This is a genomic window from Mesorhizobium sp. P2_C4 (assembly GCF_056404575.1).
Genome location: NZ_JBFUDT010000001.1, coordinates 885,197 through 897,572, shown reverse-complemented (window position 1 = coordinate 897,572; position 12,376 = coordinate 885,197). Strand labels below are relative to the sequence as shown.

The window sequence follows — 12,376 nt, the reverse complement described above, 5'->3', positions numbered from 1 at the left end:
TCTGTTTGCCCGGGCCTCCCGTCAGATCGTCTCCTTGACCCGCTCGGACAGAAACGCCGGAAGATCGGCAACCGAATCGAGAACCACGTCGGCGATCGACGACAGCGATTCACGCGTGCCGGTGCCGGAGAGCACGCCGACCGCCAGGCCGCAGCCGCCGGCCCGCGCCATTTCGAGATCGTGACGGTTGTCGCCGACCATGGCGATCTGCGCCGGCCTCAGGCCGGTCAGGTCCGAGAAGGCGAGGATCGTGTCCGGCGCCGGTTTCGGATTGGCCACGGCGTCGTAGCCGTAGGCGGCATCGAACAGTTGGGCGACGCCCAGTGTCAGCAAGGTTTTTTCCGCACCACTGGTCGAATCGTTGGTGGCGACGCCGAGCCGGTAGGATTTCCTGTGCAGCGCCGTCAGCGACTCGACGATACCCGGCAACGCCACCGCCATTGCCGACCCCTTTACCGAGGTGATCTCGTTGAAGCGGGCGACGGCCAGCATCTGGTCTTCGTCGGACAGGCGCGGAAACCACAGCTCGACGACATCCATGTTGGTGCCCGACGCAAAGATGGAATCGGGCTTGAAACGCTTGGTGGCAAAGTCGAAACCCGCCGCCGCAAGCAGCCTGTCGGCCTTCCAGCGATCGCCTTCGGAGGCGTCCATGGCCATGAAATCGGCGATCCCGAGCCATGTCGCGTTGAAGTCGACGAGCGTGCCGTCCTTGTCGAACAGAATTCCCTTGATGTCCGCCAAATTTTTCACTCCGAGCCACGCAATTGGTGGATATGTCCCACCAGACCGGCCGTCGAAGCGTCACGCTTTGCGGCATTCTCCTTGCCTTCCACGACAGGCAGCAGCCCGGTCGCCAGTTCCTTGCCGAGTTCGACACCCCATTGGTCGAAGGAATTGATGTTGAACAGCGTGCCTTCGACGAAGACGCGGTGCTCATAGAGCGCGATCAGCCGGCCGAAGGTGCGCGGGTCGAGCTTCTTGTAGAGGATCGTCACCGAGGGGCGGTTGCCGGAGAAGACACGGTGCGGGGCGATCTTGTCGACATCGGCCGGCTTCATACCTTTGGCCAACATCTGCGCGCGGGCTTCCTCCAGCGTGCGGCCCTTCATGAATGCTTCCGACTGCGCCAGGCAGTTGGCCAGCAACAGATCATGGTGATGCCTGAGGTCTGGTTCGTGGCCGATGGCCGCCGCGAGGAATTCGACCGGGATGACGTCGGTGCCCTGGTGCAGCAGCTGGAAGAAGGCGTGCTGGCCGTTGGTGCCGGGCTCGCCCCAGACCAGCGGGCCGGTCGGCGTGGTGACAGCACCGCCGTCGAGGGTGACGCTCTTGCCGTTCGATTCCATGTCGAGCTGCTGCAGATAGGCCGGCAACCTGGACAGACGCTGGTCGTAAGGAATGACCGCGCGCGCCGGATATTTGCAGATCACCCGATGCCACCAGCCGATCAGCCCCATCAGCGCCGGCAGGTTTTTTGCCAACGGCGCGGTGCGGAAGTGCTCGTCCATCTCATGCGCGCCATCGAGAAAGGCGCGAAAGTTCCTTGGCCCAACGGCGATCATCACCGGCAGGCCGATCGCACCCCAGAGCGAATAGCGGCCACCGACCCAGTCCCAGAAGCCGAACACGCGGTCCGCTGCGATGCCGAACTTCGCCACCAGGTCGAGCGCGGTGGAGACGGCGGCGAAATGCTTGCCGACGGCGTCCTTGCCAAGTGCCTTCTGTACCCATTTGCGCGCCGTCTCGGCATTGGTCATCGTCTCGACCGTGGTGAAGGTCTTCGAGGCGATGATGAACAGGGTGGTTTCGGCGGACAGGCCCTTCAGCGTGTCATGGATATGGGCGCCGTCGATGTTGGACACGTAGTGCGCGCGTGGACCATCGTGATAGGGCGCCAGCGCCAACGTCGCCATGGCCGGGCCTAGGTCGGAACCACCGATGCCGATGTTGACGATATCGGTGATCTTCTTGCCGGTGGCGCCGGCAGCCTTGCCCGAGCGCACTGCGTCGGCGAAAACGCCCATCGCGTCGAGCACGGCCAGCACATCCGCTTTGACGTCCTGACCGTCGACCGTGACGCCCTTGCCGCTGAGGTTGCGCAGCGCGGTGTGCAGCACGGCGCGGTCTTCGGTGATGTTGATCTTCTTGCCGGAGAACATCGCGGCACGGCGGCCCGCAAGGTCGGCCGCACCCGCGAGCCTCTCCAGCAGCTCCATCGTTTTCGCGTCGACGGCGCATTTCGACCAGTCCAGCAACAGGTCGCCGTCAGTGGCGGAGAATGTCTCGAAGCGCCTGGGGTCGGCGGCGAAAGCCTCACGCATGGTGCCTGACGCCGCCGCGCGATGGTCGCGCAAGGCGGCGAGCTGCTTGTCGAAGGACGATTGATCCACTGGCGGGGCTCCTGGGCTTTTTGACACATTCTATCAGACCGGATGTTTCCGGCGCGTGTCGGCGCGTCAATCTATTGAGCCGAATTCCCTTCGTTTCAATGCGCGCGATGACGCAGTGCAGCATGATGGGATGACACGAGCGTCGGAAGGCGCGACGACGCTGCGCGTCGCGCGGGCGGGATGACGCAAGCGTCACCCGGGGATGGGATGCATCACGAAGCGATGACGCTACGCGTCACGCTGGGCGCGTCGCGCGATGGATCACTGGCATAAATCCCAGAGATCAGAAAAATTGATTGGCGCAACCCCTTGTGCCACGGTTACGTTCGGCTGGTCCAACCAAGCAAAAAAGGTTGGCCATCGAGGAACATCTTCCATGCCACAGCGTAACGACACGGCCATATGGTCCGGCCTGTTCCGGATTTCGGCGGAATCCGGTCAGACCCTGCAGGCGCAGATCCGCCAGGCGATCGTCGCCGCCATCCTCGACCGGCAAATTGCCGCTTCGATGCCGCTGCCGTCGTGCCGCATCTTAGCCGAAAAACTCGGTGTCGCCCGCGGCACCGTGGTACTGGCTTTCCAGCAGTTGGTCGACCAGGGCTTCCTGGTGGCGCGCGAACGGCGTGGCCATTTCGTCAATCCCGACGTGCTGGCGACACCGGCCAAGCCGCATCAGAAGGCGCCCGACCAGGCCAACGAAATCGACTGGAAGGCGCGCCGGCAGATCGCCGCCAGCGACATGCCACCGCCGGCCAAGCACGACAACTGGATCAAGTCGTCGTACCCGTTCGTCTACGGCCAGTTCGATCCGGCGCTGTTCCCGACCGCCGAATGGCGCGAGTGCAACCGCATGGCGCTGGCCGTGCTCGAGATCCGCAACTGGGCTTCCGACATGGTCGACCGCGACGACCCGCTGCTGATCGAGCAGATCCAGGCGCGGCTGCTGCCGCGGCGCGGCATCTTTGCCAATCCCGACGAGATCATCGTGACCTTGGGCGCCCAGAATGCGCTCTACATGCTGGCCACGCTGCTGATGACCAAGGGCTCAAAGGTGGCAATGGAAGATCCCGGCTATCCCGATGCGCGCAGCATTTTCCGGCTGGCGGGCGCCGAGATACAGCCGGTTCCGGTCGACCAGTCCGGCATCGTAACCTCTTCCATTCCCAACGATTCCGGCTTCGTTTTCGTCACGCCGAGCCATCATTGCCCGACCATGGTGCCGCTGTCGGCGGAGCGTCGGCAGGACCTTCTGGCGCGCGCCAACCGCTACAACCAGATCATCATCGAGGACGGCTATGACAGCCAGCTTCTCGACGAGGCGCCGCAGCAGGCGCTGAAGAGTCTCGATCGCTCTGGCCGTGTCGTCTATGTCGGCTCGATGTCGAAGACGCTGGCTCCCGGTCTGCGGCTTGGCTACATCGTCGCCTCCGCCGGGCTGATCTCCGAGCTGCGCGCGTTGCGCCGCTTCATGCTGCGCCATCCGCCGGCCAACAACCAGCGCGCCGTTGCGCTGTTCCTGTCGCTTGGCCATCACGAGGCGCTGGTGCGGCGGCTGTCGAGCGCCTTCGACGAGCGGCGCAAGCGCCTGGTCCATGCGATTTCCGCCTTCCTGCCGGAGTGGCGTTCGACCGATTCTGCCGGCGGCACATCGCTCTGGCTCGAGGGGCCGCGCGGCACTGATTCACGCGGGCTGGCCGAGGCCGCGGCCTCGCGCAGCGTCATCATCGAGCCCGGCGACCGCTTCTTCGACCGCAACGAAAAGCCGTCGCGTTTCATGCGCTTAGGCATTTCCTCGATCGCGCTGCAGCACATCGAGCCCGGCATCCGCGAACTGGCGACCGCAGCCGGGCGTCGACCAGCAGCGGCCTGACAACCTGATTTGTGACGGGGCCGGAAACGGCCCCGTTTTTCTTTTAGCACTCTGGCATATGCGACGGGGGTCGTTGGCCCATAGGCTGTGCCAATGCCGGCGGCATAGTCGGAGGCATAAAGGGGACGAAGCAGGCCGATGGTGGACCAACCGCCGCCGCCCGCTTCGCAGCTAAAGGTGGAGTGCCTCCATGTCAGTGGCTCTTGAGAAGCAGGATGCATCGACGGACCAACGTTCGCGACGCTCCGGCGGGCGCGAAGCGCGCCGCGCCATGCGGGCGGCACCGCTCGCCGACGACATCAGGCCGGTACGTGCCGGCCTTGAAGGCGGCAGCTACGGACCGCTGACCGAGAACGACCAGGAGCGCATCCACGAAGCGGTGCTGACCCTTCTGGAGACGGTCGGCTTCGCCAACGCCATCCCCTCCTGCATCGAAGCCCTGACCAAGGCCGGCGCGACGCTCGGCGACGATGGCCGCCTGCGTTTCCCCCGTGGCCTAGTCCTCGACACGATCAAGAAAGCGGCACGGCATTTCACCCTGCACGGCCAGGATCCACGGCACGACATGCTGATCAAGGGCAAGCGCGTGCATTACGGCACGGCCGGTGCCGCGGTGCACCTGGTCGATGTCGAGAAGCGCGAATACCGCGAGTCGCTGCTGCAGGACATCTACGACGCCGCTCGCATCGTCGACGGGCTCGACAACATCCATTTCTTCCAGCGGCCGATGGTGCCGCGCGACATTCCCGATCCGCTCGATATGGATTTCAACACGCTCTACGCCTGCGTGATGGGGACGTCCAAGCATGTCGGCACGTCGTTTACGGTGCGCGAGAACGTCCAGCCGGCGCTGGAGATGCTCTACGCGATCGCCGGCGGTGAAGAGAACTTTCGCGCCCGGCCGTTCGTGTCGAACTCGAACTGCTTCGTCGTGCCGCCAATGAAATTCGCCGAGGACGCCTGCGGCGTGCTCGAGGCCTGCGTCGAGGGCGGCATTCCGATCCTTCTGCTCTCGGCCGGCCAGGCCGGTGCGACAGCGCCGGCGGCGATTGCCGGTGCGGTGGTGCAAGCGGTGGCGGAGGTGCTCGTCGGCCTCATCTATGTCAACGCCATCAAGCCGGGACATCCGGCGATCTTCGGCACCTGGCCGTTCGTTTCCGATCTCAGGACCGGCGCCATGTCCGGCGGGTCGGCCGAGCAGGCGGTGCTGACCGCGGCCTGTGCGCAGATGGCGCAATACTACGATCTGCCCGGCGGTTCGGCCGCCGGCATGACGGATTCGAAACTGCCCGACATCCAGTCCGGCTACGAAAAGGGCATCACCGATGTGATGGCCGGCCTTGCCGGGCTCAACCTGGTCTATGAATCGGCCGGCATGCACGCCTCGCTGCTCGGCTTCTGCCTGGAAAGCCTGATCATCGACAATGACATGCTGGGCCACTGTCTGCGTTGCGTGCGCGGCATTGAGGTGACTGACGAAGCGCTGTCGATCGACACCATCGCCGATGTCTGCCTGAAGGGACCCGGCCACTATCTCGGCAACGAGCAGACGCTGCGGCTGATGCAGACGGAATATTTCTACCCGGCTGTCGGCGACCGCTTTTCGCCGAAGGAATGGAACGAAAAGGGCAGGCCCGACATCTTGCAGCGGGCGATCATCGAGAAGAAACGCATTCTCGCCGAGCGCTTTCCGCGCCATGTGCCAAAGGCGATCGACGACAAATTGCGCGCCCGCTTCGGCGAGATGATCAAGCTGCCGCGTGGCAATATGGGCGGCTGAGCCCGTCCTGCCGGATGGTCAGTCGGCGCTCAGGCCGTAGCGCTCGACGATTTCGGCGCTGATCAGCTTGGCGTGCAGCGTCATCAGCACGATTTGCGCATCGAAACTGTCGCCGGCCTCGAGTGCTGACTCGATCCGGCGCTCCGCCTCAAGCCGCCGCTCGGTGCCATTGGCCTGCTCGAATGTTTCCGGCCCGGCGATGCAGTAGCTGAACAGTTGCGCCACGGATCGGTAGGCGTCGGGTGATGGCTCTTCGGGCCAGTGATCCTTCATCAGGTTGACTATGGTGAGCTTTACGCCTTCCGGCACCAAAGCGGGATGAAGGTCGGCGCCACGCAATGCCGCGTCGAGCTCCCTGAGATCGCCCGAGCGGCCGAACATTCCGAGGAATCCAAGGGAAGAGCGCCGTTTCGTCATGGTGGTCCTGTCCGTTTCCCAATCAATATGGGAACGGCGCGTCAGAAAGGAAACGGAATAGGACTCACCCCTGTTTGATCGTCCTGGCACATTCGTCGAGCAGCTTCAGCACACCGGCGAGACCCTCGGTGCGAAAGGTGAGCGGCTGCTCGACGCCGGTCACGCGCACCGTCATCGATCCGGCATCGGCGATCGCCTTCCGCTCCTCGGCCGTCGGATCATTGTCGATGTCGGCGATGTAATCGACGGTGGTCATGCCCGCCATTTCCAACGGCCTGTCGACGCCCTTGAGCTGCAACGTCACCGTGACCGGCATGTCCTGCTCCTTGAAGGCGCCCGGCCACAGGAAGACGCGCATGGCGATGCGCGAGGAGTCGCGTGTGCGTGCAAAGACCAGACCGTTGTAGGGCGTCGCAGCGAATTCGACCGGATCGCGGTTGGTCGCGTTGCACCAGCGTCCCGCGACGGCGACGGTCCAGCCGTTCGCCGTCACGGGAAAGTCGGTTGCTGAGGCGCCCGAGGGCAAGAGCCAGGCGGCCAGGGCGATTGCCGCCCATAACCGCCTTGCCAGCCGGCTTGAGCGGCGGAACCCGCTGCTCAGTGGTTGTCCCTCGGCACGCCGCGCGTATGCGCCACATCCTGGTATTTCACCGCCGGCTTCAGCACCATTCCCTGATCGAACTGGTCGACTATGCCGCGCTGGATCTCCTGCCACGGCGTCTGGTGCAGCGGATAGTGGAAGCCGCCATTGCCTTGCAGCGCGGCGCGCCGCTTGGCGATCTCGTCGTCGCTGACGAGGATGTTGGCGGTGCCTTTGCGCAAGTCTATGCGCACACGGTCGCCGGTCTTCAACAGCGCCAGCCCGCCGCCAATGGCGGCTTCCGGCGAGGCGTTGAGAATCGACGGCGAGCCCGACGTGCCCGACTGGCGGCCGTCGCCGATGCAGGCCAGCGCGTGGATGCCCTTCTTAATGAGATAGGCTGGCGGCTGCATGTTGACCACCTCGGCGCCACCGGGATAGCCGATCGGGCCGGCGCCGCGCATGAACAGGATGGTGTGTTCGTCGATGCCTTGCGCCGGATCGTCGATACGGGCGTGGTAGTCCTCCGGACCGTCGAAAACCATAGCGTTGCCCTCGAAGGCCTCGGGATCCGCAGGGTTGGACAGATAACGCTCGCGGAATTCGGGCGAGATACCGCTGGTCTTCATGATCGCCGAATCGAACAGATTGCCTCTAAGGTTGATGAAACCGGCATTGGTCTTCAACGGCTTGGCGACAGAGCGGATGACGTCGGCGTTTTCGTTGACGACGCCCTCGCAATTCTCACCGATCGACTTGCCATTGGCAGTGCGCGCGCCGGGATGCGGCAACAGCCCACCCTTGATCAGTTCGGCCACCACGGCCGGCACGCCGCCGGCATGGTGATAGTCCTCGCCGAGATACTCGCCAGTCGGCTGCAGATTGACCAGCAGCGGCACGTTGAGGCCGATCGCCTGCCAATCGTCATTGTCGAGCTTGACGCCGAGATGGCGGGCGATGGCATTGAGATGGATCGGCGCGTTGGTCGAGCCGCCAATTGCAGAATTGACGACAACGGCGTTCTCGAACGCCTCTCTGGTCATGATGTCCGAAGGCTTCAGATCCTCATGCACCATCTCGACGATGCGTTTGCCGGTCTCGTAGGAGATCTGGCCGCGCTCGCGATAAGGCGCCGGAATGGCAGCCGAGCCCGGCAATTGCATGCCAAGCGCCTCGGCCAGCGAATTCATCGTCGTGGCGGTGCCCATGGTGTTGCAATAGCCGGTGGACGGCGCCGAGGACGCGACGATGTCCATAAACTCGTCATAGCCGATCTCGCCGGCCGACAGCCGCTGGCGCGATTCCCAGACGATGGTGCCGGAGCCGGTACGCTTGCCCTTGTGCCAGCCGTTCAGCATCGGGCCGACCGACAGCGCGATGGCCGGAATATTGACGGTGGCAGCAGCCATCAGCAGGGCCGGTGTCGTCTTGTCGCAACCGATGGTGAGCACGACGCCATCTAGTGGGTAGCCGTAAAGCACCTCGACCAGGCCGAGATAGGCAAGGTTGCGATCGAGTGCCGCGGTCGGCCGCTTGCCGGTTTCCTGGATCGGATGGCAAGGGAATTCGAAAGGAATGCCGCCCATCGAGACGATGCCCTCGCGCACGCGCTTGGCCAGTTCGATGTGGTGGCGGTTGCAAGGCGACAGGTCCGAGCCGGTCTGGGCAATGCCGATCAGCGGCTTGCCCGACATCAGCTCGGCGCGTGTCAGCCCGTAATTGAGGTAGCGCTCCAGATAAAGCGCGGTCATCCCGGGATTGTCCGGGTTGTCAAACCACTCCTGCGAGCGAAATTTCTTCTTTCTGGTAGGGGCGCCGGCCATCATGGTCTCCATATTTGTAGGACAAATCGATATGGCAACGCGCGAGAGCAGGCAAGAGGCACGCGCTGTCCGAACCCACACTTTGGTGCGATAGACATATCCGCACCCCTGCGCTAGGGCTTCAGACCTGTCTTTTCGGGGAGATTTTGATGGCTTTGGTGATCGAAGGCGAGGAACGCATCGCCGCACCCCTGCAAAAAGTATGGGAAGCGCTGAACGACCCCGAGGTGCTGAAGGCGACAATTCCCGGCTGCCAGAGCCTCGACATGAAGTCGCCGACCGAAATGACGGCAACCGTGGTGCTGAAGATCGGGCCGATCAAGGCGACGTTCAACGGCGAAGTGACGCTGAAAAACCTCAACCCGCCGAACTCCTACACGATCCAGGGCGAAGGCAAGGGTGGCATCGCCGGCTTCGCCAAGGGCGGCGCCGACGTGACGCTGACCGCCGACGGACCAGATGCGACAATCCTCAAATACGCGGCCAAGGCCGATGTCGGCGGCAAGATCGCCCAACTCGGCAGCCGGCTGATCGAATCGACCTCGAAGAAACTGGCCGGCCAGTTTTTCTCGAGCTTTGGCGAGAAGGTCGGCGCAGCCTAGGTCGTCAAAACTTATTCGAAGACGATGCTCGGCACGGCAGCTGCCGCCGCGCCGCGTTCTTCATTAATCCGCTCCCAGACCCTTCCGGCAATATCGCGGTAGATTTTCGCCTCGGGACCATCTGGCTTCGAGGCGACCACCGGGGTGCCGGCGTCCGAGCTCTCGCGGATGCCCATTTCGAGCGGCACTTCGCCCAGGAAGGTGACGCCGAGACGCTCGGCCTCGCGCCGCGCCCCGCCATGGCCGAAAATGTCGTAGCGTTTGCCGGTATCGGGGGCGATGAAATAGCTCATGTTCTCGACGATGCCGAGCAGCGGCACGTCGACCTTCTTGAACATGTTCAGCCCCTTGCGGGCGTCGATCAGGGCCAGATCCTGCGGCGTCGAGACGATGACGGCGCCGGCCAACGGCACCTGCTGGGCCATGGTCAGCTGGGCATCGCCGGTGCCGGGCGGCATGTCGACGACCAGCACGTCGAGCCGGCCCCATTCGACCTCGCGCAACATCTGCGTCAGCGCCGACATCACCATCGGCCCGCGCCAGATCATCGGCGTCTCCTCATCGACGAGGAAGCCCATCGACATCACCTTGAGCCCGTAATTCTCCATCGGTTTCAGGATCTTGCCGTCGACGGTCTGAGGCCGGCCATGGATGTTGAGCAGCCTTGGCATCGACGGCCCGTAGATGTCGGCATCGAGCACGCCGACCCGCAGGCCGTTGGCGGCAAGGCCAAGCGCGATGTTGACAGCGGTGGTCGACTTGCCGACGCCGCCCTTGCCGGAGGCTACCGCGATGATCGCCTCGATGCCGGGCACGCCGCGCTTGCCCGAGCTTTGCGATGCAGGTGCGTGGGGAGCTGGCCGAGGAGCTGCCGGCGGCGCGGGCCTGGAGGCAGGGCGCGGTGGGACCGAGGCCTCCATGCCGCCGCCCTTCTTTTCCGCCGTCAGTGCGACCACGGCGCCGGCGACACCGGGTATCGCCTTGACGACCCGCTCGGCGGCGGCGCGCAGCGGCTCCATCTCCTGGGCGCGGGCGGCGGGGACGGTGATCGAGAAAAAGACCTTGGAATCGGCAATGAAAATCTCGGAAACCATGCCAAGGTCGACAATGTTGCCGGTGAAGTCCGGCCCATTGACCGTCTTCAGACGCTCGGTGACGATTTCCTTGGTGACTGACATGGTAGTTTTTCCTTACGCAGCTTGCGCCTGAGATAATGCAGTTCCCCGACAGAACCAAGCCGTGGAGCAATGGCTGCCTCGTCGCGCTCGCAAAAACGACGGGTCTTGTCGGACTTCATCCCCGCCAAACGTCTTCCAGATGTGCCGGTGCGGCCAGCAATTGGGCCAGCCGACGTCGTCAAACAATCGGAGCGACCTATTTCAACGACCAGCACAGGACCGACGACCAAAGAAGGAGGCGACCATGCTCGCAAACAGCAACGCGACGGCCAATCTGGCGGTGAAAGACCTGGCAAGGGCCAAGGCCTTCTATGAGGGGACACTTGGCCTGAAGCAGGTGCACGATGAGGGCGGCGAACTGATCGTGTACAAAAGCGGCGACACCGCCATCAACGTCTATCATTCCCAATTTGCCGGAACCAACAAGGCGACGGCGGTGACCTGGATGGTTGGCGACGAGATCGGCAATGTGGTCAAGGCGCTGAAGTCGAAAGGCGTCACTTTCGAGCGCTACGACATGCCCGGCCTGACGCTGGAAGGCGATATCCATGTCGGCTACGGGATGAGGGTCGCATGGTTCAAGGATCCCGACGGCAACATCCTGAACCTGGTGGACAGGTAGGCTTCGGCCGCTATCCCCGGAGCACAAGGCGATTTTGGGTACGGGGCGCCAGCACCGGCTGGCGTAGCCGCCTCGCGCCGGTTAGCTTTCGCCCATGATCGACAAGCTGGAATTCTTCATCGCGCTGGCCCGGGAAGAGCATTTCGGGCGGGCGGCGGAGCTGTGCGGCGTCACCCAGCCGACGCTTTCGGCCGGAATCAAGCAGCTGGAAGGCCAGCTTGGCGTGATGCTGGTTCTGCGTGGCTCGCGCTTCCAGGGGCTGACGCCGGAAGGCAAGCAGGTGCTGGCGTGGGCGCGCCGCATCGTCGGCGACAGCCGTGCCATGAAGGAAGAGATGCGCGCGGCGCGGCACGGCCTTTCCGGCCGCATTCGCATCGCCGCCATTCCGACCGCACTGGCCATGGTGGCGCGGCTGACGACACCCTTTCGGGCAAAGCATCCGGGCGTCACCTTTTCGGTGCTGTCGCGCACGTCGATTGAGGTGCTGTCGCTGCTCGGCAATTTCGACATCGATGCCGGCATCACCTATCTCGACAACGAACCGCTGGGGCGCGTGACCAGCGTGCCGCTCTATGACGAGCGCTATCAACTGATCACCGCGGTCGGGAACCCCTATTCCGACCGCGACAAAGTGACATGGGCCGAACTCAGCCAGTTGCCGCTGTGCCTGTTGACGCCGGACATGCAGAACCGCCGCATCATCGACCAGCATCTGGCCGAAGCCGGCGTGCAGGTTCGGCCGACGCTGGAATCCAATTCGATGATCGTTCTGTTTTCCCATATCCGCACCGGAAAATGGTCATCGATCATGCCGCTCAACCTCGCGGAAACGTTCGGCTTTTCCGAGCCGATCCGGGCCATTCCTATCGTCGAGCCCGACGCCAGCCACACTGTCGGGCTGGTGGCGACGCCGCGCGAGCCGCACACGCCGCTGGTCTCGGCGCTGCTGGACGAGGCGATGGCGCTGGCGGACGATTTCCACACCCGACGTTGAGCTAGACAATGCTGGCTGGATGAAATCGATAGAAGATTTCTATCGAGCAACGGAACAGCTTTATTGATTCCGCGGGTTTCCTCTGATTTTGTAAAGACTTAGCGAAAAAAGCTACCA

The 12,376-nt window shown here is 63.7% G+C and carries 11 protein-coding genes; 5 read left to right on the top strand and 6 right to left on the bottom strand.

Annotated features, from left to right (window positions below; all coding sequences use genetic code 11):
• Positions 1–21 precede the first annotated feature (21 nt).
• Complete coding sequence (locus tag AC1DX6_RS04315; RefSeq protein WP_477241398.1) at positions 22–744, bottom strand: HAD family hydrolase; 723 nt, start codon at positions 742–744, stop codon at positions 22–24.
• A 5-nt stretch (positions 745–749) separates the two neighbouring features.
• Positions 750–2,393: a glucose-6-phosphate isomerase gene (pgi, locus tag AC1DX6_RS04310; RefSeq protein ID WP_477311487.1), complete on the bottom strand. Its 1,644-nt coding sequence runs from the start codon at positions 2,391–2,393 to the stop codon at positions 750–752.
• Between the two features lie 376 nt (positions 2,394–2,769).
• On the opposite strand from pgi, the gene pdxR reads away from it, so the two are divergent.
• The gene (gene pdxR / locus AC1DX6_RS04305) at positions 2,770–4,263 is read left to right on the top strand and encodes a MocR-like pyridoxine biosynthesis transcription factor PdxR (protein ID WP_477241394.1); all 1,494 of its coding nucleotides are present in this window, start codon (positions 2,770–2,772) and stop codon (positions 4,261–4,263) included.
• 190 nt (positions 4,264–4,453) lie between these two features.
• Positions 4,454–6,043 (top strand): trimethylamine methyltransferase family protein, encoded by a 1,590-nt coding sequence (locus tag AC1DX6_RS04300; protein ID WP_477311486.1) that lies wholly within the window; start codon positions 4,454–4,456, stop codon positions 6,041–6,043.
• 18 nt (positions 6,044–6,061) lie between these two features.
• On the opposite strand, the gene AC1DX6_RS04295 is transcribed toward AC1DX6_RS04300, so the two are convergent.
• From AC1DX6_RS04295 to AC1DX6_RS04285, 3 genes are all read right to left on the bottom strand, one after another.
• Complete coding sequence (locus tag AC1DX6_RS04295) at positions 6,062–6,460, bottom strand: hypothetical protein (protein WP_477311485.1); 399 nt, start codon at positions 6,458–6,460, stop codon at positions 6,062–6,064.
• A gap of 64 nt (positions 6,461–6,524) precedes the next feature.
• Positions 6,525–6,953 carry a hypothetical protein gene (locus AC1DX6_RS04290; RefSeq protein ID WP_477311484.1) on the bottom strand — a complete coding sequence of 143 codons (429 nt, stop codon included), beginning with the start codon at positions 6,951–6,953 and terminating at the stop codon, positions 6,525–6,527.
• 104 nt (positions 6,954–7,057) lie between these two features.
• Positions 7,058–8,863 (bottom strand): IlvD/Edd family dehydratase, encoded by a 1,806-nt coding sequence (locus AC1DX6_RS04285; protein WP_477311483.1) that lies wholly within the window; start codon positions 8,861–8,863, stop codon positions 7,058–7,060.
• Between the two features lie 149 nt (positions 8,864–9,012).
• Between AC1DX6_RS04285 and AC1DX6_RS04280 the strand changes: the two genes are divergently transcribed.
• Positions 9,013–9,465 (top strand): SRPBCC family protein, encoded by a 453-nt coding sequence (locus AC1DX6_RS04280; protein ID WP_477311482.1) that lies wholly within the window; start codon positions 9,013–9,015, stop codon positions 9,463–9,465.
• An 11-nt stretch (positions 9,466–9,476) separates the two neighbouring features.
• Here AC1DX6_RS04280 and AC1DX6_RS04275 read toward each other — a convergent pair whose 3' ends face one another.
• Positions 9,477–10,643 (bottom strand): Mrp/NBP35 family ATP-binding protein, encoded by a 1,167-nt coding sequence (locus tag AC1DX6_RS04275; RefSeq protein ID WP_477311481.1) that lies wholly within the window; start codon positions 10,641–10,643, stop codon positions 9,477–9,479.
• 244 nt (positions 10,644–10,887) lie between these two features.
• Here AC1DX6_RS04275 and AC1DX6_RS04270 point away from each other — a divergent pair, with 244 nt between their 5' ends.
• On the top strand, positions 10,888–11,265 hold the full coding sequence (locus tag AC1DX6_RS04270; RefSeq protein WP_477311480.1) for a VOC family protein: 378 nt from the start codon (positions 10,888–10,890) through the stop codon (positions 11,263–11,265).
• Positions 11,266–11,359: 94 nt separating this feature from the next.
• A complete protein-coding gene (locus AC1DX6_RS04265) occupies positions 11,360–12,259 on the top strand; it encodes a LysR family transcriptional regulator (protein ID WP_477311479.1) in 900 nt (299 codons plus the stop codon).
• Positions 12,260–12,376: the final 117 nt, after the last annotated feature.